A 24,001-nucleotide genomic window follows, 5' to 3' on the forward strand; every position below is an offset into this window, starting at 1 on the left:
TAAACGCCTTAATTTGACGTTTAAATTTTAATTTTAATAATTACTTTCATAAATAATGCATTTTTGTTATAGCTTCATTATAGTTCTTCTAAGGTTATCACACAACCATTATTTTACTTTTCTTCCTGTTTTTTAAGTTTATATTCATAAGAAAGATAAAGTTCTTCTAGTTTAGTATCCAAATATTTAGGAGCTATTTTAACTTGTGTTATATTCCCAAGCTTATTTAAATCCTCAAAGAATTTTTTGATTCTATTTTCTATCATTTCTATATTACTAAATTTAACCTTTTCAATTATAGAATCACACTCATCATTAAAAATCCTAAGGACTAATTTAATCATATCCTCTGTCATATCTCCAACTAGTTGATTGCCTTCTTTTATACTTCCATTAACAATCCACTGCTTAAATTCTATAGCTTCCTTTGATTTTATCATCTCAATTTGCTTTTCTCTTATATCCTGAAGCATTGTAGAACATTTTTCTGAATTCATTAAATTATATTCAGATTTATAAACTCCAAAACTTTGCATTAAAATATCATCATCTAAATTTATTATTTGAGACTTTAAGCTATCCACACATGTTTTTATATCGTTATATTCTGCATTAAGTTCCTCAATGAATTTTGTTTTAGTTTCAATTAAAACTTCATATTCATTTGATTTCTGTTCAATTTCATTAGCTTTTAGTTTGAACATATCCTCATATTCTTTGCTTTTCATTTCAATAAAGTCATCATACTCTGTTGATTTATCTTCAAGTTCTTTATCTTTTAACTGGATTAAATTATCATACTCTTTACTTTTGTTTTCAATTAATCCATCGTATTCTGTTGATTTGTCTTCAAGTTCTTTACCTTTTAGCTGAATTAGATCATCATATTCTTTACTCTTGTTTTCAATTATGCAATCGTATTCTGCTGATTTATCTTCAAGCTCTTTACATTTCAGCTTAATTAAATCATCATATTCATTCGATTTTTGTTCAAACTCTCTAGACTGATACACAGCTTGATCATTATATTCTGTTTTAAGTTCTTGTATGTCTTTTGCTTTTGTTTTAATTATATTATCATATCCTTCGAGCTCTGCTTCAAGTTCTTTAGTTTTAGATAAAATTTGACTCATTCCCATTTGAGTTGGAGTTAATTTTATATATTTCAAATTTTTATTTTCCTCGATTAGTTTTTCAACCTCAGATTTATATTGCTTCGCATTTAAAGCATCTTTAATAGACGTAAGTATTGCCATTGAAAACCCTCCTATTTCTTTATTAATTTACATTATACCACAAAAAATTCACTCGTAAATATAGTAATAAGTCAAATTTTAGCTCAATAATTACCAAACTATTAATATTTTCCTAATTTTATCCTTATGTATACTGTAGCTCACTACCCTAAATATAAAAAATACACCTATATCTAGGTGCATCATCTTGTTATATAATCTCTTACTTGTCTATACACAACCATAGATAAAATTATTATCCTTTGACAGCACCGTCAGTAAGACCCCCTACCAGATATTTTTGGATAACACCAAACATAATGAATATAGGTATTAAAGCAATAACAGAACCTGCTGTCATCATTCCCCAGTCTATATCATATTTCCCGATAAAAGCATTAATCCCTGTTGGCAGAGTTTTAAGGCCTTCACGGCTTATAAACAGAGTGTTGAAGAATAATTCATTCCATGCTCCCATAAAAGCAAAAACAAAAGTTGCAATAATACCTGGTTTCATTACAGGAAGTATTATTTTTATCAATGCTTGTATTCTTGAACATCCATCAATCATTGCAGCTTCTTCCAAAGTATAAGGTATTTTTTCGAAAAATCCCCTTATCATCATAGTGCAAAAAGGGATGTTCAAAACTATATAAATTATTATTAGCCCCAGCAAATTATTTATAAGGCCTAATTTTGAAAAAAGCATAAATATAGGCACTATAATCGCTGCCACAGGAACCATCTGAGTTGCAAGGAATAGAAAGAGGGTAAGTTTTTTACCTGCAAATTTAAACCTTGCCAGAGAATATCCTGCAAATAGTGATATAATCAAAGTCCCTATTGATGCAGTAGTACCTACAATCACACTATTTTTAAAGTATACTGGAAAGTTTGTAGTTTTTAATATACTTTCATAATTTTTTAAAGTAAAGTGTTTTGGAAAGTATGTTATAGGTATGGTCACTATCTCCTTAACTGACTTTACTGATGTAATAAATATCCAGATGATAGGGAAAGTCATAAAAATAAAGAATGCTACCATTAAAAAGTATGTCAATGCTCTGCTTAATTTATTTTCCTTGTTCATTAAAAATCACCCGCTTTATCAAATTTCGTAATTGCTAGATAAAGTACAGTATATATGAGTAGTATTACTAAAAATATGACACTTATAGCTGACGCCTGCCCAAAATCAAGGACTTTATATGCTTTAAAAATAATATAAGAAGCCAAATTATTTGATGAATTCAAAGGCCCACCATTTGTCATTATATATATAATATCTGCAAAACTAAATATCCATATGACTCTAAGCAGCAAAGTTGTAATGATAGTGGGTTTTATGTATGGCAAAGTTATTTTGAAAAATTTTGCTACTTTTCCTGCACCATCTATTTCTGCAGATTCATATAAAGTTAACGGTATCGACTGAAGTGCAGCCAAAATCATTATGGCGAAAAACGGTATACCATACCAAATATTTGCCACTATTGTGCTTGGAAGTGCAGTATTTAATTGTGCCAAGAATGAAATAGGCTCTTTTATTAAATGCAATTTAATAAGTATATCATTTATAACTCCATATTGCCCATTAAGTAGCCATTTCCATATAAGCCCTATTAAAAAGCCAGGTACTGCCCAAGGCGCAAGAACTAAGGCTTGATATAAGCTCCTAAATTTAAATCTTCTATTTAGTAGCAGCGCCAAAATTAACCCAAATGTAAACTGGAAACTTATTGAACCTGCAACCCACCAGAATGAATTTTTTAAAATCTTCCAAAAATCTTTTTCTGCAAGTATTGCTTTGTAATTTTCAAGACCATTAAAGTAAATATTTGGATCATTTAGCCTATAATGATAGAAGGAGGTTTCTATCCCCTTTGCAATTGGATACCCAATAAAAACAAACATTATTACTAATCCCGGCATTATATATAAATAAGGCTCAATATTCTTTATCTTAACACTGTTTATAACCCGTTTTTTTTGTGCTAATGATTTTTTACTGTCCAAACTACTACCTCCTATCAAGAGGAATGGATAATTTCTCCATTCCTCTTTATTTAATACCACTATTTTTTATTGTATTTTGCATTTGCATTTTCTAAATACGTAGATATATTATTCATAGTTTTTTCTGCAGTTTGCTTTTTCAAGAGATATGACTGAAGTTCTTGCCCAGCAATCTTCCCTGTAAATTCTCCCCATTCTGGCAAATATTCAGGAGCGCTGAACAATACTGTATTGGAATCTTCTAAAGTATTTGTATATGCAGAAATATAACCTTTTTTAAACTCAGCGCTATCATTAGGTACTTTTGTTGCAGGAATTACAGAGTTTTTAACACCCCATTTAAGGTTAACTTCAGGGCTAATCATATAAGAAATGAATTTCCAAGAAGCTTCTTTCTTATATGAAGCAGATGGCATTGAGAACCCAATGTATCCTCCTTGTAAATATCTCTTGCCATCAGGACCTACAGGACATAATCCTGTTTCAAATGTTCCTTTGTCCATTTTTGTTTCACATGATTTTATTACTTCAGAGTCCTGTATGATTAGGGCTGTATTACTTGATGTGAATGCATCAACTGTTTCCGCATATCCCCAGTTAAGAGCATCCTTTGGAGCAGCCTTTAGATACATATCAGTGAATTTCTTAAATGTTTCAACGGATTCAGGTTTTCTAAACACACATTTACCATTTTCATCAAAGTAATTTGTAAATCCTCCATTAGTCATAATGAAGTTCGACATAAGGGTCCAGCTTCCCGCTCCTCCTCTGAATGAATATCCATACCTGTTTTTTGATTTATCCGTGATTTTTTCTGCAGTATTAAAGAAATCCTCTGTTGTTTTTGGAACATCAACACCTGCTGCTTTTAACCAATCGTTCCTATAATACATTGCCTGGAAATATAAACTATGAGGAACGACATACAATGTGTCTTTGTATGCTTTACCAAGCTTAAGGCTTTTCTCTGTCAATGTATCCTTTTTGTCCCATTTATTATAATATGGCCCTAAATCTTCAAGCTTTCCGGTTGCACCGATTTCAGAAGCCCAATTTGCAGCCATTTCCATTACATCTGGCAGTTGATTTGCAGCTGACATTGTAATGATTTTATCATGGGCTTGTTCCCATGGCTCAGAGATTAGTTCCACTTTTACATCTTTATTCTTTAATTCAAAATCAGATATAAGCTCTTTTACAAATTTAGTCCTCTCAGGACTGGTTAGAGTCTCCATAAACTGAATAGTTGTTACTTTTGGCTCAGTAGATTTACTGCATCCGATAAAAGACATGGAAGCAATCATAACAAACGCTAAGGTTATTGATAACTTTTTCATTATTCTTCATCCTCTCTTTTCATAAATTTTGATTTCTCCCTCATCATATAAACTTCATGTCTTATAATTTATATTCGAACGCAATAACCAATATAATCTTTTTATATAAATATTTTCTTAAAAATTCATAAATTAGTTTCAAACGTGCATTAAACCTTAATTAACAAAAAAATAAGAGTAAAAAACACTAAAGCTTAAAAACTTTAGTGTTTTTTTTACTCTTATTTGAGTTTTATTTGCTAATTTTCTAAGCTATTTTAAATTTATTAAAAGTTCTCCAGCCTTTACCTGTTGTCCTTCAATAACATTAATTGACTCAACCACTCCTGTTACACTGGCGCTTACCCTTGTCTCCATTTTCATAGCCTCCACTGTCATCAATGGTTGATTTTCAGTTATTGTATCTCCTTCTGCTACAAGAATGGCTAAAATAGTTCCTGGTATAGGTGCTCCGATTTCTAAAGGATTTGATGAATCTGCCATTTCTGGTCCTTGGAAATCTTGCAACGCTTTATTGTTTCTATCTTTTATTTTTATTTCGCGTCTATTTCCATCCACCTCGAAAACAAGAACTTTGTTACCCTCTAAATCCAATCTACCAATGTGAAGCAACTTTATCATATAGGTTTTTCCTTCAGCAATTTCGACTTCGCAGGTTTCACCCTCATTGAGCCCGTGGAAATATACATCGCTTCCGATTCTACTTAAATCTCCAAACTCCTTAACATATTTTATATAGCCATCGAATACCTCAGGGTATAATGAATAGCTAAGTACGTCTTTTTTATTTGGAGCAATATTAAATTTCTCTATTAGGTGTTTCTCTATCTTGCTAAAATCCTCATCAGGGAGTAATTCACCCGGTCTACATGTAATTGGCTTCTCACCCTTTAAAACTAATATCTGAAGTTTTTCTGGAAATCCTCCCATTGGTTGACCCATCATGCCTTTAAAGTATGCTACAACGGAATCTGGGAAAGACATATTAGTAGCTTTTTCGTATATATTTTCTGGTGTAAGGTCATTTTGAAGCATAAATATTGCAAAGTCTCCAACCATCTTAGAGGATGGAGTTACCTTTACAATATCCCCTACCATTTCATTTACTTCTTTATACAGTTCTTTAATTTCATTAAATTTATGTGAAAGTCCGAAACTTTCTACTTGTGGTTTGAGATTAGAGTATTGGCCTCCTGGAATTTCATATCTATAAATTTCAGCGGAACCAGAATTCAAATCTGATTTAAATTGGTCATAAACTGGTCTTACTGCATCCCAATAATCTGAAATTTCCTGAATTCCTTTGGGTTCTATCCCAGTATCCCTGTCAGTATTCTTAAGTGCTGCAACAACTGAATTTAAAGCTGGTTGACTTGTAAGCCCTGACATACTGTTAAAAGCAGTATCTACAATGTCAACGCCTGCTTGAGCCGCCATCAAAACTGTAGCAACTCCATTTCCTGTAGTATCATGGGTATGAAGATGAATAGGCATTCCTACTTCTTGCTTTAGTGCATTTATTAACTTAAACGCAGCATGAGGTTTAAGCAGTGCTGACATATCTTTTATTCCTAAAATATGAGCTCCTGTTTTCTCAATTTCCTTTGCTAGCTTAATATAATAATCCAAATTATATTTATCTTTTTTATCATTTAAGATGTCTCCTGTGTAACAAATACAAGCTTCTGCAACTTTACCACTTTTAATAACTTCATCTATTGAAACTTCCATTCCTTTTAACCAGTTTAGAGAATCAAAAATTCTGAAAACATCAATGCCTGTATCTGCAGATTCTTTAATAAATTCACGGATTACATTATCAGGATAATTTTTATAGCCTACTGCATTTGCTCCACGTAGTAGCATCTGGAAAAGCACATTAGGAATTTTCGATCGTAGCTGTGTTAATCTTTCCCAGGGCGATTCGTTTAAAAAGCGGTATGCTACATCAAAAGTAGCTCCTCCCCACATCTCAAGGGAAAACAAATCTCCTCCATAAACAGAGGTAGCACTTGCTATTTTTAACATATCCTTCGTTCGCATTCTAGTTGCCATTAAAGATTGATGAGCATCTCTCATTGTGGTGTCTGTTAACAGTAATTTATTTTGATTTTTAATCCAGTTTAAAAGACCTTCCGTACCCTGCATATCTAAAATCTGTTTTGTCCCACTAAGTTTATTTGGCATTATAATTTTAGGAACTACCGGCACATCATAAAGCTTTTTAATTCCACTTACTTCATTTACCATTTTGTCTCCAATGAATTTTAACACTCTGCCTTCCTCATCTTCCTTAGGTGCAATGGATATTAATTCTGGACTTTCTTCAATAAAACTTGTATTACATTCGCCCTTCAAAAAAGTAGGATGATTTAATACATTAATTAGAAAACCTATATTAGTCTTTACTCCTGTAATTCTAGTTTCCTCAACAGCTCTTATAGATTTTCTTATAGCATCTTGAAAAGTTCTAGACCATGATATATTTTTTACCAAAAGGCTATCGTAGTAAGGGCTAATTACCGCCCCTGCAAAACCATTACCGCCATCAAGCCTTATTCCAAAGCCAGAACCTGTTCTATATTCTTCTATTTTTCCAGTATCCGGTGCAAAATTATTAGAAGGATCCTCTGTTGTTATCCTGCACTGAATAGAATATCCTCGAAGCACAACATCTTCTTGAGACGAAATTCCTATTTTAGAGGAATTTAAAGCATAATCTTCTGCTATAAGTATTTGGCTTTGAACTATATCAATACCTGTTACCATTTCTGTAACGGTGTGTTCAACTTGAATTCTAGGGTTCATTTCTATAAAATAATGATTCCCATAAGTATCTACTAAGAACTCCAAAGTTCCAGCACTTCTATAATTTACTGATTTAGCTATTTTTAATGCATCATTGCAGATTTCATTTCTTTTTTCTTCTGATATTGAAAAAGCAGGACTGTACTCTACTACCTTTTGATGTCTTCTTTGAATAGAGCAATCTCTTTCAAATAAATGAACAATATTACCAAACTTGTCTCCAAGAACCTGTACTTCTATATGTTTAGACTTTTCAAAATATTTTTCTATAAATAAATGGTCGATACCGAACGCTTTCTTTGCTTCACTTTTAGCACTTCTATAAGCAGAGGCTAATTCGCCTTCATTTCTTACAATTCTCATGCCTCGTCCGCCGCCGCCAGCAACTGCCTTTAACATAATAGGATATCCACATTCCCCTGCGAGTTTCTTTGCAATGTCTACTGTTTCAATTTCTTTTTCATAACCAGGTATCGTAGGAACTCCTAATGATTTTGCCACAATTTTGCATTTAATCTTATCTCCAAGTTTATCCATCATTTCAGCTGTAGGCCCGATAAATTCAATACCTGCTTTTGCACATTTTTTCGCGAATTCAGGGTTCTCTGATAAGAATCCATACCCTGGATGAATTGCATCTACACCTTTTTTAAGCGCAATACTGATTATCTCCTCAATATTTAGATATGCCTCAACAGGACTTCTGCTTTTTCCAATTAAATAAGCTTCGTCTGCCTTAGTTTTAAAAAGTGAATACTTATCTTCATTGGAATAAATCGCCACCGTACGAATCCCAAGTTCATTACAAGCTCTAAAAATTCTTATAGCAATTTCGCCTCTGTTTGCTACTAGTACTCGTTTAAATTTTTTCACATTTGTTACCCCCTGTTTTAGCCTTTAATCTACTTCATTATTCATAAGAATACAGGATTTTTAAAAAAAATGCAATAAATAAAAATGTCATTGATTTATTTTTATGCCAAATTCTAGTTATATCTTTTTATATTTTTAGGTTTCTGTACCTATTATATACTGCCATTATTTCTTGCTTTCGCGGCATGGCTAAATCTCCACTTCCACCTTTTAATTTATCCATGGATATTAACCCATTTTTCTTTATTTTACAAATTATATCATCAACCATACTTTCAAATCTTAAGCCCTTATTCATAATATTTACCTCTGCCCATTTCATAATTGTGCCTATAGCATTTACTTGTTCACTATCAACTATTTGCTCTACAGCTCTTAAATCTATGTCATCTCTGTTTATACACAATATATTGAGCCCCATTGTTTTGATTTTAACTCCCCTTTCTCCTTGTGAAATAGTTCCGGCTTTAACTACTCTGTTAAATGAGATATCTATTTTTAAATTTCTTTCGTTAATTCTTTTTGTAATATGACCACTACTTAGTTTTTTAGCCTTTTTTGTGACGTCCTTGGCCTCATAATTATCAAGCTGCACTACAGAATCCGCTACATCAAAAAAATCTCCAGAGCTTCCTACTACCATTATTGTTGAAATACCTTTCTGGTTATATAAAGATCCCACTATTTCAATAAACGGTGTGATTGGTTCCTTTTCTGTGCAAACTAATTTTTGCATTAAATCATCTCTCATCATGAAATTAGTAGCTGAAGTATCTTCATCTATTAAAAATACCTTAGCGCTGCTTTCTATCCCCTCAATAATACTCGCCGCTTGTGATGTACTCCCACTTGCGTTCTGCGTAGAGAATTCTACAGTGTCTTTCCCGTTAGGTAAGTTACTAATAAATAGTGATATATCCGTTTTAGTGACGCATCTACTATCTTCTGCCCTTACTTTTAAAGCTGATTCATCTGTTATAACAAACTCTCTACCATCACCTTCAATATGATTATAAACTCCAAGCTCTATTGCTTTTAATAATGTTGATTTACCATGATATCCTCCACCTACTATAAGCGTTATACCTTTTTTTATTCCCATTCCGCAAATTTTGCCACGGCTCTTTGTATTAAACTCTACTTCTAATTCCTTTGGTGAGGCAAATACCATGCCAGCTTTTAATGCTTTTGTAGATATTCCACTTTCTCTCGGCAGCATTGATCCATTGGCTACAAATGCAACTAGCCCTCTACTTGCAAGCGACCTTCTTATATGCTCTTGATCTTCTACTAAATTTACTCTGCTTATTAATTTTTCACTATTAATATTTTTATACATTAAAGTCCTCTCTACAATATTTGGTATAACATTATACAAAATTTTCTCAAGCTCTCTTGATAAAACGCTTCTTCCCCTCGCTGGAAATCCAACATAAAACCTTGCTTCTATTTTATCCTCATCTATAATTATTGAAGTTCTATTTAGTATCTCTTGTGGACATTTGCTTATAGCTATTAATCCACTCTTCCCAGATCCAAAAACTTTTACGCAGCACTTATTTATATTAGAATAAAATTCTCTTGTTAAATAATCAGCTACTGCAATATTTTTTATTTTATTATCAAAAGTATCCTTTGGAAATTTAGCAACCCTCTGATTTACTATTACCCTAATTCTTGATGGTGATGCAAAAGGATCACCTTGAACATGATCTATGCAAAGTGCAAAACCCCCAAAATCATACTCTCCCTCTAACTCCTTGTACAACCTATAACTTTTCCCATCAATTCTAGCTAGTTCTTTTTTTAACAACTCCAAACTTTTCATTAAACTCTCCTCTTATTCTTTATAAAATAAATTTCACTTTCTTATAATATAAAAAAGCTACTAAACTATGGATTTTTTGTTTAGTAACTTATAATCTACAATACAATGTCTTATTATTTAATACACCTATATTAATTATACACATCTTTATTTGTTGCATCAATAATCATGTAAAATTCCATAAAAATAGTTACTTTTTTCATAAATTAAAAGGAGGATTATACCCCTCCTTTTTGATTTAAATCTCGTATTCTACTATTTCTTCTATAATATCTCTAAACTTTATAGTTCTATATTTAGTGAAATTAAGCCATTTATTTGCAAAAATATCGTTAATGCCTTTTTCATGGTCAGCGATATAGTCCAATAAATCTTTATCAGCGCCTATATTGATACCAAACCCATTTTCATTAATAGTGACTACGGCCTCATAAGAATACTTATCTATTGAGATAACATCCATTAACTTACCAGCTCTTATTTTAGCAACAATGCTAGCATTTAATACTATTACATCGAAGTTTTCTTTAAAATCATAACTTTCTCCAAGGAAAGGTACATTATCACAAATATTATATTGCACGACTTTTGACAAGTTCTTTTTAACTTCTGCTGTTTTAATATCATAATAATATTCATCAAAACAATTTATTGGAATCTTAATTTCATCTTTAATAAAGCTAGTCACCGTTACTTCATCAGGATCAATAGCGCCTGAAATAATTCCACCACCACTTACATCATAGCCATCCACTATTACAAATCTACCAGTGTTTTGGTTATCTGAAAATTTATCAAAGCATATATTTTCCTTTGTTTTTATAGTAACTTCAGCTACATCATTAGTTTTTGCCTCAAGTGCATTTTCGTAAGTACCTAAAGTAGTTGCATCTATAACTTTATTAAATGATACAATTTCACATTCCACTTCTTGAGTTACAAGCTTTATCTTATATTTCCTACCTTTTACAAAATTGCTTTTCCCCATCCAAAATATATTGGTCTTAAAAATATTTGAGACAATAGGTGTATTTTTTTTATGAGAGATTATTTCTCCTCTTTTATTAAAAAATTCATCTTCAAAAGTAATACCTACCGACATACCTGCACTTACAGTTTTTACATTATCTTTTTCTACAAAATATTCAATAGTTTTAACTTTTGTAGTTTTATTTTCTGGTGAAATAAGAATCTCATCCCCAATATTAAGTGTACCTGCCTCTACTCTTCCTGCAATTATTCTCCTATTATCAAACTTATATACATCTTGTATAGGTAATCTTAGAGGTTTTGCTTCGAGGCCTGTTTCTTGGGTAAATAAATCTAATGCTTCAAGCACAGTTTCCCCCTTATACCAAGATAATTTATCGGATTTTGAAGTTAAATTTTCACCGTAAAATGCTGATATAGGGATATAACTCATAGGGTGTACATTTAGATTATTTAAAAAAGCATTCATTTCATTTTTTATAACATTAAATCTTTCCTGACTATAATCAATAAGATCCATTTTATTAACTACAACGCACACCTGCCTAATCCCTAAAAGAGAAAGTATATAACCATGTCTTTTAGATTGTTCTTGAATTCCTTCTTCCGCATCAATTATTAAAAGTGCAGCTTCAGCGCTAGCTGCCCCTGTAATCATGTTTTTAAGAAATTCTACATGTCCTGGAGCATCTATAATTACATAATCCCGCATGTCTGTATGAAATTGAAGAGAAGTTGTATCGATTGTTATTCCTTGTTTTTGTTCTTCTTCAAAAGCATCTAATAGGTATGCATATTCAAATGGTTTACCTTTTTCTTTAGCAATTTTTTTAACTCTGTCTATTGCACCTTCTGGCAATGATTTTGTATCATAAAGCAATCTTCCAATTACTGTAGACTTGCCGTGATCTACGTGTCCTACCGTAACTATTCTTAATACTTCTCTTGTATTTTCCATTAGTAATAAACCCCTCCCTTACATATACCCATCTTTACGAAGCTTTTGCATTGCGTAAGCATCCTCTTGATCTTGAGCTCTACCTGCGCGTTCACCTGTTGTAGTGTTTTTTAGTTCTTCAATAATTTCATCAATAGTCGTAGCCGTAGAATCTATCTTACCAGTACACTCAGCGCAACCAAGACTTCTATATCTTTTGCCGTCTTTAGCAAAATACAAATCTATAATTGGTATATTTTCTCTCTGTATATAAGCCCATATGTCAATTTCACTCCAATGAAGTATTGGATGAACTCTAATATGATTGCCCTTTGGAAAATCAGTTTTAAATTGATCCCAAAGTTCTGGTGCTTGATTAGTATAATCCCATTCCGAATCCTTATTTCTTTCACTAAATACTCTTTCCTTTGACCGCGAACCTTCCTCATCACTTCTAATTCCTAGAATTAATCCATCAAATTCATACTTTGTAACCACCTGTTGAAGGCCATCTGTTTTTAGTGCCTTGCAGCAATTAAGTCTTCCACAATGTGGCCCCATACCATTCTTTATAGCTTCCTCATTCGTGTGTACTATAAGGTCAATATTAAACTCTTTAGCAATTTTGTCTCTATATTCAATCATTGCAGGTATTTTATGCTTGGTATCTACATGAATAAAAGGAAAAGGACAATGTCCAAAAAAAGCCTTCTTAGCGAGCCACAACAGTACTGTTGAATCCTTTCCAATTGACCATAACATCCCAAGTCTACCTAATTTTTTATAGGATTCTCTTAATATAAAAATACTTTCTGCTTCTAATGTATCTAAATGATCCATAATTTTACCTCCCTAATATTTGTTAGCCTCTGCTACATTTGTTGTAATAATGATTTCTTCACTATTTGGTTTAAACATGTGCCAATGAAGAAGATTTTTTTCTTTTTTTGTATTTAAATAAGTTCCTTTACCTCCAATATCTGCTCCAAGATAATAATTTATAGCCATAGCAGGACATTCTTTAACGCAAGCACAACATCCCCAACACTCCTGTGGGTATTCTATAAAAGCTTTTGAGTCATTCTTTTTAAATATAAGATTTCCCGGGCAAACGTCCATACATTTTCCGCAACCCACACATTTTTGTGGATCTATTTTAATGCTCATAAACTTCATCTCGCTTTATTAAATTTCTAAAAACAACTTTAACCTTTCCATCTTTATATATTGTGTTGATATATTTAAGTAAACCATCATCTTTATATGGAAAATCCGCATTATCTCCATAGCATTTCCAGCGGGTTTCTTTTCTTTTTAGAAGATGAACTATTAAAACTTTGCAAACATATAACCTATCTATGACTTCAAATATTTGCAAAAGTTCTCGCATGTCCTTGGCCCTCAAATCCTTTGAAAGCACTAAAAGCTCATCTATTTTACCACTTGCAATTCGCAATTTTGAAGAATTAAAAACATAGTTTTTAGATATACCACCTGCATATTCATCCATTACCTTTTGCATAGCCTCTTCAACACCATTTATAGAAAATAAACTGTCATTATCTTCAAGAAAAGTTTCTAATAATTTAGCTTTAGATAAAATTTCTTCTTCCTCTATTAATTTATTTTTCTTGTTTTTTATAAACTCCGTTGCGGCATCAGCTGCAATTTCACCTTCGACAAAACAACCAGTTACATATTTTTTAGGGCTTCCCCCTGCCACATCCCCAGCTGCATATAATCCTGAGATAGTAGTAGCTCGTTTTGCATCCACCCAATAACCGCTAGCAGAGTGACCACCTACTATATAAGGTTCTGTACCTTCTATCTCCAAATTTTCTGTACTAGGCCCCAAACCATCTTCAATCCACTTTAAAGTCTGTGCTGGAGCCATATTAAGATATGCCTTGTAGAGTTCTTCCTCTACTTCCTTTGAAATGCCCTTAGTTTTCAAATAGCAAGGTCCTAAGCCTTTTTTATTTTCCTCTACAGTTGCAAATAATCGTGTAATAGTTAAAGGTCTCCCATAGTTTTGTACATACTCCGTATCGTAGGCATTAATTTGCTTAGCACCAATACCTTGAGCCACAGTGCCTGTAGGTGCTATGGTGTCCTTGCATCTAAGCGCAATAAACCTCATTTCAAAAGATGTCATCTCAGCCCCTGCTCTTATTCCCATTGCATACCCTGCTCCGGTATTAAAAGGTGAATACCACATCTTATGTTTAGAAAATCCAGGATTATTAGGTTTATAAAGGCCTGAAGCTCCACCAGTGGTGCAAATAACTGCCTTTGCATAAATTACATAAAAAATATTTTTTTCTATATGGAAACCATAAGCACCTATAACTACTTCATCTTTAACAATGTAATCTATTATATTTACCTTGTTTAAAACCTTTATGTTTTTCTTTGAGTTAACCTCATTTGCAAGAAGAGGTTTTATATTTTCCCCATTGATTTTAATACTTCTTTTGCCACGAGTAACATATTGGCCCTGTGAATCCTTTAAGATTGCAAGCCCTAGTCCCTCCATATTTTTTGTAACTTTGTTTAAATTTTTAGCAATAGAATATACCAGGTCTTCCCTTATTATTCCCTCAGCTTCATTTTTAACATAATCTACGAAGTCTTCTGGGGTATATCCTTTATTAATATAACCATTGATTGCATTAACTCCTGCCGCTAGACATCCGCTTCTTTTTATATTAGCTTTGTCCACTACTATAATGCTTATGTCTTCTCTCTTAGTTAAAGTAAGTGATGCATAACATCCGGCCGTGCCTCCACCAACAACTAATATATCTGCTACCAAAGTTTTCATTTCTAGCTTCATCTTAACCTCCTAAACTATAGCTTTAAATAATCTAATATTTTATCTACACATTGATCTATAGTTTGCTCTTTTGTATTTATCACAATTTCTGGATTTTCTGGGTTTTCGTAAGGTGAAGTTATTCCTGTAAATTCTTTAATTTCAGCGAGTCTCGCCTTTTTATATAGATTTTTAGGATCTCTTTTCTCACATTCGCCAAGTGGGCAATCTACAAATATTTCAATGAAATCTTCACCAAGAGTTGCTCTTACCATTTCACGGTTTACAATAAGCGGGGATATGAAACAAGCAATAGTTATTAGTCCTGCATCTACAAATAGCTTTCCAATTTCACTAATTCGCCTAATATTTTCACTTCTATCCTCTACAGAAAATCCAAGATCTGAATTTATGCCAAGGCGAATATTATCACCATCCAATAGATAAGTTGATTTTCCTAGATGATTTAATTTTATCTCTAAAGCGTTTGCCACCGTAGACTTACCAGAACCTGATAACCCAGTAAACCATAATAACTTAGATTTTTGTGTAAGTGTGGCTTCTCTATGCCTGCGAGTTACAAACGTATTATGCCAGGTAAGATTTTCTGTACTCATTTAACTTCACCTCCATCAATTTTTAAAAACTAGACCCTATCAAGACCCCAAATATGTCTCATGCTTTTCTCTAATCTTGAAAAAACAAGTTTATCAACTAATAACCCAAGAATTATTATTACTATCATTACTGCTACAACCTGGCTAATGTCTGCTAAATCTCTTCCTACCATTAGTACTTGACCAAGCCCCTTTGTAGACGAAAGCATTTCCCCAGCCATTAGAGCCCTCCATGCAAAGGACCATCCCTGCTTTAATCCACTAACTATATCCGGCAACGCTGCCGGCAGGATTACCTGAGTATAGATCTTTCTACCCTTAGCTCCCATCGTTCTTGCAGCTCTTATATATAAGGGATTAACATTTTTTATTGCGTAATTAACTGATATTGCCACCGCAAATGTGGAACCAATTGCAATTACAAAAATAATCGAACTCTCACTAAGCCCAAACCATAAAATCGCAAACGGCAACCAGCAAATACTTGGCAATGTCTGAAGGCCTAAAATTAATGGACCCAGGTTCTCTTCTAAATATTTAAATTTAGCAATTGTGAGCCCAAGAGTAACTCCTATTACTACTGAAATAAAATATCCCACTAGTAATCTCTTTAAACTTGCAACAATGGCTATCCCTATAGTATTATCCTTTATTAGAACTGCCAGAGTCCCAAAAACATCTATAGGTGATGGTAACGTATAAGGCCTCCAAATTCTTAGAATATCAACTCCTACTTTATAAATCGCCTCCCATATTAATATTAGAAGAATATAAAACAGAATTTTCTTCAATATTCCAATCACCATCGTATTCTGCTTTTGCAACCTTCTCCACCTCCTCTTTTAATGCTTTCATTATTTTAGATGTGTAATAAGCAATATCACAACTTTCCATCTGTCTTGGCCTTGCAAGCTCTATAATAAACTCCCGCTTTATTCTACCTGGATTTGCTGCCATCACTACAACTCTATTGGCCAAATAAACTGCCTCTTCTGCGTTGTGAGTAATAAAAATGATGGTTTTTTTTGTATTTACCCATATGCGTTGCAATTCTTGTTGTAACATCATTTTAGTCTGACTATCAAGAGCCGCAAAAGGTTCATCCATTAAAAGTATTTCGCAGTCAAGAGATAGTGCGCGAGCAAGTGCTACTCTCTGCTTCATTCCCCCCGACAGCTCATAAACATAGGAATTCTGGAACTTTGAAAGATGAACCATTTTCAAATAATGTAGTGCCTTCTCGTATCTAACTTCCTTAGTCACACCTGCCATTTTCATTCCAAACTCTACGTTATCAATTACCTTAAGCCATGGGAATAATGCTGCTTCCTGAAACATCACTGTCCTATCTGGTCCCGGCCCAGCTATCTCATTACCATTAAGTATAACCACGCCCTTAGTGGCCTTTTCAAGTCCTGCCAAAATATTTAGCAGTGTTGATTTCCCACAACCAGACGGTCCTAGTATACATACGAAGTCGCCCTTTTTTATCTCTAAATTAAAATTTTCAAGTGTGCTTGTTTTTTTATGTTTTGAAACAAATTCTTTGCTTACGCCCTTAACAATAAGACTCAAATTTATCACCTCTTTTATTTGATTTGATCTTGCCCTTTTTCTTTTAAAACTTTATTCAAAATACTAAGATTAAACAACTCCTTAGTATCTGGCTCTAATTTTAAGAAGCCTGTATGGAGTGAATATTTAACAAAATCAATTACTGAGTCTTTTTCCGGATTATTTGTAATTGTTAATCTCTTAAAAGCAGCATCTAAAACATCATTTGGTATTCCTTTTTTAGTTAATTCAGTAATTTGTTTGTTTACTATTTCCTTAGCATTATCTGGATTTTTATTAATATAATCAGTTACTTCTACATGATTTCTTATAAAATTTTCAACAATTTGTGGATGCTGCTTTAAAAATTCAGTTCTAACAACTACTACAGCAGTAGTATATTTTCCTTTTCTAAATATTTCTTTATAATCTAAAATAATATTTGCTTTCGCCTCTTTAATAAATCTTGAACCCCATGGTTCTGGCACTAAGGCTGCATCTATATCCCCTTTTTGCATCAGAGATAAAATATCCGCATTTGCTGCTTGCCTTACTTCCACGGTTCCACCCTTTGTCGTGTCTTTAAGCCCATTCGCAGATAATATATTTCGAAGTGTTAGATCTTGTGTATTACCAAATTGTGGAACTGCAATTTTCTTGCCACTTAACTCTTTTAGATTTTTAATAATTGTTCCTCTTTTAGATACAAATATTGCTCCTGCGTCGGTTGCCCCTGCAATAATCTGAATGTCGCCTTTGGATTTTGCATATCCATTAATAGCTGGACCAGGCCCTATATATGCTATATCAATAGCTTCTGCAAAAAGTGCTTCTATTTCTGCTGGGCCTGCATTAAATAATTTCCAATCTATCTTATTTTTTCCGCCGACGGCTTTTTGAAAACTTCCCTGTGCGCGTCCTACAAGAGCTTGTGAATGAGTTATGTTTGGAAAATACGCAACTCTAAGATTTACATTATCATTTTCTACTTTTTTAGATGAGCATCCTGCTAATCCCCCAAGTATTAAAACACCTACGAATAATACCATTGAAAATTTAAGACTCTTTGAATTTTTCATTTTATCTCTCCTAATTTAAATCCCCACTTTTAACAATATTTCAAAAGGAAAGTGTCCCTCTTATATATTTTATATAAGTATATATTCCATTCCCTATAATGTCAATAGGTTTACTACGTTTTATTGAAATGTCTTCCACTTCTATAAGTGAATGGATACAATTAAGATACATACTATAACAAATAAGATGCATACTATAACAAATAGAAAACTTCAGTTGGAATATAAATCTCCTCCTGAAGTTGTTAAACCCTTCGAAGCTGCGCTAGTTATAATTTAATTGATAGCAAAGTTTTTTATTCAATACGTAGTTTCAATAACTACGTATTGAATTATTTATATTCATATGATATATTATTATATATAAATTAGCTCAATCAATTTATACGATTATAATTTAATTTCATGGAGGTATATTATGGAAATAAAAGATAGTTATATTTTTATAGCATTTGGTGATTCTATTACAAAGGGAATCATTTATGATGATGAAAGATCTAAATACGCAACTTTAAAAGAAAACTTTACGAGCATCATTGAAAATAAAATAAAAGGCCCAGTATATAATGCTGGTAAATTTGGTAGTACCATTATGAGAGGCGCACGTAAGATGTATAATGATGTCATCAAAAAATCACCTGATATAGTGTTAATAGAATTTGGTGGTAATGACTGTGACTATAACTGGAATGACATCGCTAAAAATCCTGATATGGAATACAGACCTAATACTGATATTTCTATCTTTCGTGAAACACTACTTACAATGATAGACACATTGAAAACTAATCACATATTCCCTATACTTATGACGTTGCCACCACTCGATCCTTTAAAGTATTTTAAATGGATTACAAAAGAAGATTCTACTTCAGAAAAAAATATCTTACAGTGGTTAGGCACGAAGGATAGACTCTTTAATTGGCATAACTCATATAGTAAAATCATTACTGAGATAGCCGCTGAAACTAGCACTGTTCTTATTGATGTACGCACAGAGTTTTTAAAGTACAGCGACTATAGTCAATTTTTATGTAAAGATGGAATACATCCCAATATTGAAGGTCAATCATTAATAGCAAATGTTATATTAAAATTTTTAAAAGAAAACTACAACTTTTTATTACAACATTAAAAATGTTGATACGCTCATAGAACATATATTCAGACGTATCATATAATTCCTTAGCAACAAAGATTGGAAATTAACTTTCAATTTTTGTTGCTTTTGTTATTTTTTAAACACAATTTATTAAGTATAATTTGTTAAATATGATTTTTTTAAAAATGAAACTTGCATTTTCATAAAATCATGGTACAATTTATATAATTCATTTATAAATATAAAGGGGGTAATATCATGAGTAATAGCATTGGTTATCCTGAAAAGCAAGGATTGTATGATCCGGCCTTTGAAAAAGATAATTGTGGCGTTGGCTTTGTAGCAAATATCAGAGGTGAGAAAACCAACGGTATTATAAAAAAAGGGTTAAAAGTTCTTGTGAATTTAACTCATAGAGGTGCAGTGGGTGCAGATCCTAAAACTGGAGATGGTGCAGGTATTTTGGTACAAATTCCTGATGAATTTCTTAGGATTAGCTGTGACAATTTAGGCCTAGAATTACCAATGGCAGGAAGCTACGCCGTAGGAATGATTTTTTTGCCAAAGGAACCTGCATTAAGATTTCAATGTGAAGGAATACTTGAAAGAATTGCCGAAGAAGAAGGACAAAAAATATTAGGTTGGAGATCTGTTCCTATAGATAATAGAAACATTGGAGACACGGCAAAAGGAACAGAGCCAATAATTAGACAGATTTTTTTAGGATCAAATTTTAAAGATCCGACTCTAACAGACGAGCAGCTTCAAGAAGAATTTGAAAGAAGACTTTATATTATAAGAAAAAGAGCAGAAAGAGAAGTAATCAAATTGGTTAATAGAAGCACAGAATATTTCTATATCTGCAGTCTTTCTAGCAGAACAATTGTTTACAAGGGACTTTTACTTGCCGACCAAATAAAAGGATTTTACATCGATTTACAAGACATAAATTTTAAGAGTGCGATTTGCCTTGTTCATCAAAGATATAGTACAAACACCTTTCCAACTTGGGATTTAGCACAACCCTTTAGATATTTGGCTCATAATGGCGAAATAAATACAATTAGAGGAAATAGAAACTGGATGAATGCTCGCGAAGGAGTTTTAAAGTCCAAAGTGTATGGAAAGAACATAAAGAAATTGTTTCCAATTATTAGCCCTAATGGTAGCGATTCAGCTTCCCTGGATAATATGTTAGAACTTTTAAAAATGGATGGAAGATCTCTACCTCATAGCATAATGATGTTGATTCCTGAAGTTTGGATGTCAAATAATGATATGGAAGATTATAAAAAATCTTTTTATGAGTATCATGGTTCGTTAATTGAACCTTGGGACGGTCCTGCTGTTGTTGCATTTACAGATGGTATTCGAATAGGTGCAACACTCGATAGAAATGGACTTAGGCCCGCAAGGTATATAATAACAAAGGATGGCTTTGCTGTTCTTGCATCTGAAGCTGGAGTACTTAAGTTTAAACCAGAGAATATCAAAGAAAAAGGCAAGCTTCAACCAGGAAAGATGTTTTTGATTGATACAAATGAAGGCAGAATAATTGAAGATGAAGAAGTAAAAAAAGCAGTTTGCACAAACAAGCCTTATGGTGAAATGATTTTAAAAAATAAACTTTATCTAGAAGATTTTGATGCTGTAATTAATGACGTTAAAATAGACAAAGATATTTTAAAGGAAAGGCAACAAGCCTTTGGATATTCTCTAGAAGATTTAAGGATTATACTATCTCCTATGGCAAGAGATGGTAAGGAACCCATTGGCTCTATGGGAAATGATACACCACTGGCTGTATTATCTAATAGGCCTCAACTCTTATTTGCTTATTTCAAGCAACTTTTTGCTCAGGTTACCAATCCACCAATAGATCCAATTAGAGAAAAAATGGTAATGTCACTTATGAACTATTTGGGATCTCAAGATAATGTTTTAAATCAAGATCTTACTGATAACCCATTTATAGAAATAAAGAGTCCTATCTTAACTAATTTAGAAGTAGCTAAGATTAAAAATTTAAAAGATAACGCTTTTAAAACTACAACAATCCCCATAACTTTTAAAGCAGATACTGGAATTGAAGGGTTTAAAGATGCCCTAGACAAGCTTTGCAAAAGAACATCTGCAAGAATTGAAGAAGGCTATAATATTATCGTTCTTAGTGATAAATCAGTAGACTCTTATGATGCTGCAATCCCAAGCTTACTTGCATTATCTGCCGTTCAGCAGCACTTAACCCGCAAAAAGACCAGAACCTCTGTTTCTATTATAGTCGAAACAGGAGAAGCTAGAGAAACAATGCATTTTGCCTTATTAATTGGCTATGGGGCAACAGGTGTTAATCCATATCTTGCATTTAAGTCTATTGATAATATTATAAATGATGGCGATATAGAAAATGTTTCTATAGAAAAAGCCCATGAAAACTATATACATGCAATATCACAAGGGCTTCTAAAAATATTATCAAAAATGGGAATTTCAACTATACAGAGTTATCATGGAGCACAAATTTTTGACGCAGTTGGCTTAAGTTCTGATTTACTCCAAAAATATTTTGGTGGAACTTCTTCTAGAATTGGTGGAATTGGTGTAGATACCGTAGCAAGAGAAGTATTAATTAGGCATAAAAATGCCTTCAACAAATTAAGAAAACCTATAGCTGAACTTGATGTAGGAGGGGCATATTCTTGGAGAAAAGGTGGAGAACACCACTTATTTAACCCGGATACAATCTTTAAACTTCAAGTTGCTACAAAATCAAATGATTATAATTTATATAAAGAATATGCAAAAGTGATAAATGAGCAGGACAAGAACTTATGTACAATTAGAGGATTATTTGAACTTAATTATGGGGACGGAATTCCAATAGAAAGTGTTGAACCAATTAGTGAAATAGTAAAACGCTTTTGCTCAGGTGCAATGTCCTTTGGGTCCATCAGCAAGGAAGCCCATGAAACTATGGCTATAGCTATGAATAGGCTTGGTGGAAAAAGCAACACTGGTGAAGGTGGAGAGGATGCCGAAAGATTCAAAGTTGATGAAAATGGTGATTTAAGAAGAAGTGCAATTAAACAAATAGCTTCCGGTAGATTTGGTGTAACTGCTGAATATCTTGTAAATGCAGACGAATTGCAAATAAAAATAGCTCAAGGAGCAAAACCTGGTGAAGGTGGTCAACTACCAGGCAAAAAAGTTGATGCAAATATAGCTAGGCTAAGGCATTCAACCCCTGGGATTGATTTAATTTCCCCACCACCTCATCACGATATATATTCTATTGAAGATTTAGCTCAGCTTATTCATGATCTAAAGAGTGTAAACCCTAGGGCCAGAATAAGTACAAAATTGGTTTCAGAGTTAGGTGTTGGAACCATAGCCGCTGGAGTTGTTAAGGCACATTCAGATGCTATAGTAATAAGTGGTCATGATGGAGGAACAGGTGCTTCCCCACTTTCCTCAATAAAGCATGCGGGGCTACCTTGGGAGCTTGGACTTGCTGAAACCCAGCAGGTATTGCTTTTAAATAATTTAAGAAGCAGAGTAACCGTTCAAACTGATGGTCAGCTTAAAACAGGACGTGATGTTGTTATTGCAGCACTTCTTGGAGCAGAAGAATTTGGGTTTGCAACTACAGCTCTTGTAGTGCTCGGTTGTACTATGCTAAGAAATTGTCACTTGAATACTTGTGATATGGGCATAGCTACGCAAGATCCAGAACTTCGTAAGAATTTCAGGGGAAAACCTGAATACGTGGTGAATTTCTTTACATTTATTTCCAAGGAAATAAGAGAGCATATGGCGAGACTTGGTTTTAGAACTATGAATGAAATGATAGGTAGAGTAGATAAAATTAATCAGAAAAAGGCTATAGACCACTGGAAAGCAAAGGAACTAGATTTATCAAATATTCTATATAAACCTGATATGCCCAAAAGGATTAAGCGGTACTGTGTAATATCACAAGATCACGGGTTAGATACTTCTTTAGATTTCAAGCTTATTGAAATGGCAAAAATATCCCTAGAAAATGGAATGAAAAGCACCTCTAATTTAGAAATTGAAAATGTTAATCGTTCTGTTGGTGCAATGTTAAGTGGAAGAATTGCTATGAAATATGGCGCCGCTGGACTTCCTGACGATACAATAACATTAAATTTTGTTGGGGCAGCAGGTCAGAGTTTTGGAGCCTTTGGTGCTAATGGATTAACATTAAACTTAGTAGGAGATGCAAATGATTATGTTGGCAAAGGATTATCAGGTGCTAAAATAATTGTAAAGACACCAGAAAATTGCAGTTTTATTCAAGACGAAAACTTCATCGCGGGTAATACAATTCTTTATGGAGCGACTTCTGGTAAGTTGTTTATAAACGGATTAGTAGGCGAACGCTTTGCAGTAAGAAATTCAGGAGCCCAGGCTGTAGTTGAAGGAATTGGAGACCACGGTTGTGAATATATGACAGGTGGAATTGTAGTTATTATCGGAAGAACAGGCAGGAACTTTGCAGCCGGAATGAGCGGTGGTATAGCATACGTTATCGACGAAGATGAAACATTAAAATCAAACTGTAATATGGAAATGATAGAGGTAGAATTAATAACTTCAGAACCAGATTTATTACAGCTCCATTCGATAATAAAAGAACATTTTGAAGCAACTAACAGCCATAAAGCAAGTAAAATTCTAAATAACTGGAAAGAATACAAGTTAAAGTTCAAAAAAGTAATACCAACCGCTTACAAAGCAATATTAGAAGGTAAATAGAAGCTATAGAACTGTCTCTCTTTAGGGACGG

General features: G+C 33.1%; 16 protein-coding genes. 2 read left to right on the top strand and 14 right to left on the bottom strand.

Annotated elements, in window-relative coordinates:
• Window positions 1-113: 113 nt before the first annotated feature.
• From KTC92_RS05005 to KTC92_RS05070, 14 genes are all read right to left on the bottom strand, one after another.
• A complete protein-coding gene (locus tag KTC92_RS05005) occupies window positions 114-1,256 on the bottom strand; it encodes a DUF4041 domain-containing protein (protein ID WP_216304417.1) in 1,143 nt (380 codons plus the stop codon).
• A 235-nt stretch (window positions 1,257-1,491) separates the two neighbouring features.
• Window positions 1,492-2,325: a carbohydrate ABC transporter permease gene (locus KTC92_RS05010; protein WP_220286880.1), complete on the bottom strand. Its 834-nt coding sequence runs from the start codon at window positions 2,323-2,325 to the stop codon at window positions 1,492-1,494.
• A complete protein-coding gene (locus KTC92_RS05015) occupies window positions 2,325-3,251 on the bottom strand; it encodes a carbohydrate ABC transporter permease (protein WP_258280697.1) in 927 nt (308 codons plus the stop codon). Before KTC92_RS05015 ends, KTC92_RS05010 begins: the two co-directional genes overlap by 1 nt.
• A 59-nt stretch (window positions 3,252-3,310) precedes the next feature.
• Window positions 3,311-4,588: a sugar ABC transporter substrate-binding protein gene (locus KTC92_RS05020; protein ID WP_220286881.1), complete on the bottom strand. Its 1,278-nt coding sequence runs from the start codon at window positions 4,586-4,588 to the stop codon at window positions 3,311-3,313.
• Between the two features lie 252 nt (window positions 4,589-4,840).
• Window positions 4,841-8,269 carry a pyruvate carboxylase gene (locus tag KTC92_RS05025; RefSeq protein ID WP_216303657.1) on the bottom strand — a complete coding sequence of 1,143 codons (3,429 nt, stop codon included), beginning with the start codon at window positions 8,267-8,269 and terminating at the stop codon, window positions 4,841-4,843.
• A 127-nt stretch (window positions 8,270-8,396) separates the two neighbouring features.
• Window positions 8,397-10,097, bottom strand: a complete 1,701-nt coding sequence (locus KTC92_RS05030; protein WP_216303658.1) for an ABC-ATPase domain-containing protein — start codon at window positions 10,095-10,097, stop codon at window positions 8,397-8,399.
• A 238-nt stretch (window positions 10,098-10,335) separates the two neighbouring features.
• Window positions 10,336-12,045: a sulfate adenylyltransferase subunit 1 gene (locus KTC92_RS05035; RefSeq protein ID WP_220286882.1), complete on the bottom strand. Its 1,710-nt coding sequence runs from the start codon at window positions 12,043-12,045 to the stop codon at window positions 10,336-10,338.
• A gap of 18 nt (window positions 12,046-12,063) precedes the next feature.
• Window positions 12,064-12,864: a sulfate adenylyltransferase subunit CysD gene (gene cysD / locus KTC92_RS05040; RefSeq protein ID WP_220286883.1), complete on the bottom strand. Its 801-nt coding sequence runs from the start codon at window positions 12,862-12,864 to the stop codon at window positions 12,064-12,066.
• A gap of 12 nt (window positions 12,865-12,876) precedes the next feature.
• Window positions 12,877-13,191, bottom strand: a complete 315-nt coding sequence (locus KTC92_RS05045) for a ferredoxin family protein (RefSeq protein ID WP_216303661.1) — start codon at window positions 13,189-13,191, stop codon at window positions 12,877-12,879.
• Complete coding sequence (locus KTC92_RS05050; RefSeq protein WP_216303662.1) at window positions 13,181-14,860, bottom strand: adenylyl-sulfate reductase subunit alpha; 1,680 nt, start codon at window positions 14,858-14,860, stop codon at window positions 13,181-13,183. The genes KTC92_RS05045 and KTC92_RS05050 overlap by 11 nt, the downstream gene beginning before the upstream one ends.
• Window positions 14,861-14,874: 14 nt before the next feature.
• Entirely contained in the window at window positions 14,875-15,456 is a 582-nt protein-coding gene (cysC, locus tag KTC92_RS05055) for an adenylyl-sulfate kinase (protein ID WP_220286884.1), read from the bottom strand.
• Between the two features lie 29 nt (window positions 15,457-15,485).
• Window positions 15,486-16,262 (bottom strand): ABC transporter permease, encoded by a 777-nt coding sequence (locus KTC92_RS05060; protein WP_220286904.1) that lies wholly within the window; start codon window positions 16,260-16,262, stop codon window positions 15,486-15,488.
• Window positions 16,192-17,031, bottom strand: coding sequence for an ABC transporter ATP-binding protein (locus tag KTC92_RS05065; protein ID WP_216303664.1), 840 nt, complete (start codon window positions 17,029-17,031; stop codon window positions 16,192-16,194). Before KTC92_RS05065 ends, KTC92_RS05060 begins: the two co-directional genes overlap by 71 nt.
• Before the next feature lie 14 nt (window positions 17,032-17,045).
• Window positions 17,046-18,089 (bottom strand): aliphatic sulfonate ABC transporter substrate-binding protein, encoded by a 1,044-nt coding sequence (locus tag KTC92_RS05070; RefSeq protein ID WP_220286885.1) that lies wholly within the window; start codon window positions 18,087-18,089, stop codon window positions 17,046-17,048.
• 418 nt (window positions 18,090-18,507) lie between these two features.
• On the opposite strand from KTC92_RS05070, the gene KTC92_RS05075 reads away from it, so the two are divergent.
• Window positions 18,508-19,224, top strand: a complete 717-nt coding sequence (locus KTC92_RS05075) for an SGNH/GDSL hydrolase family protein (RefSeq protein ID WP_165414043.1) — start codon at window positions 18,508-18,510, stop codon at window positions 19,222-19,224.
• Window positions 19,225-19,449: 225 nt separating this feature from the next.
• A complete protein-coding gene (gltB, locus tag KTC92_RS05080; protein ID WP_220286886.1) occupies window positions 19,450-23,970 on the top strand; it encodes a glutamate synthase large subunit in 4,521 nt (1,506 codons plus the stop codon).
• The last annotated feature ends 31 nt before the right edge of the window (window positions 23,971-24,001 follow it).

The organism is Clostridium sp. CM027 (assembly GCF_024730565.1).
Classification (GTDB): Bacteria; Bacillota; Clostridia; order Clostridiales; family Clostridiaceae; genus Clostridium_AD; species Clostridium_AD estertheticum_B.

What these genes read in the sequence shown, in the direction of transcription:
- KTC92_RS05075 (WP_165414043.1), top strand. Translation starts at nt 18,508, where the DNA reads ATGGAAATAAAAGATAGTTATATTTTTATAGCATTTGGTGATTCTATT.
- KTC92_RS05030 (WP_216303658.1), bottom strand. Translation starts at nt 10,097, where the DNA reads ATGAAAAGTTTGGAGTTGTTAAAAAAAGAACTAGCTAGAATTGATGGG.
- cysD (WP_220286883.1), bottom strand. Translation starts at nt 12,864, where the DNA reads ATGGATCATTTAGATACATTAGAAGCAGAAAGTATTTTTATATTAAGA.
- KTC92_RS05070 (WP_220286885.1), bottom strand. Translation starts at nt 18,089, where the DNA reads ATGAAAAATTCAAAGAGTCTTAAATTTTCAATGGTATTATTCGTAGGT.
- KTC92_RS05020 (WP_220286881.1), bottom strand. Translation starts at nt 4,588, where the DNA reads ATGAAAAAGTTATCAATAACCTTAGCGTTTGTTATGATTGCTTCCATG.
- KTC92_RS05050 (WP_216303662.1), bottom strand. Translation starts at nt 14,860, where the DNA reads ATGAAGCTAGAAATGAAAACTTTGGTAGCAGATATATTAGTTGTTGGT.
- cysC (WP_220286884.1), bottom strand. Translation starts at nt 15,456, where the DNA reads ATGAGTACAGAAAATCTTACCTGGCATAATACGTTTGTAACTCGCAGG.
- KTC92_RS05035 (WP_220286882.1), bottom strand. Translation starts at nt 12,045, where the DNA reads ATGGAAAATACAAGAGAAGTATTAAGAATAGTTACGGTAGGACACGTA.
- KTC92_RS05045 (WP_216303661.1), bottom strand. Translation starts at nt 13,191, where the DNA reads ATGAGCATTAAAATAGATCCACAAAAATGTGTGGGTTGCGGAAAATGT.
- KTC92_RS05010 (WP_220286880.1), bottom strand. Translation starts at nt 2,325, where the DNA reads ATGAACAAGGAAAATAAATTAAGCAGAGCATTGACATACTTTTTAATG.
- KTC92_RS05005 (WP_216304417.1), bottom strand. Translation starts at nt 1,256, where the DNA reads ATGGCAATACTTACGTCTATTAAAGATGCTTTAAATGCGAAGCAATAT.
- gltB (WP_220286886.1), top strand. Translation starts at nt 19,450, where the DNA reads ATGAGTAATAGCATTGGTTATCCTGAAAAGCAAGGATTGTATGATCCG.
- KTC92_RS05060 (WP_220286904.1), bottom strand. Translation starts at nt 16,262, where the DNA reads ATGGTGATTGGAATATTGAAGAAAATTCTGTTTTATATTCTTCTAATA.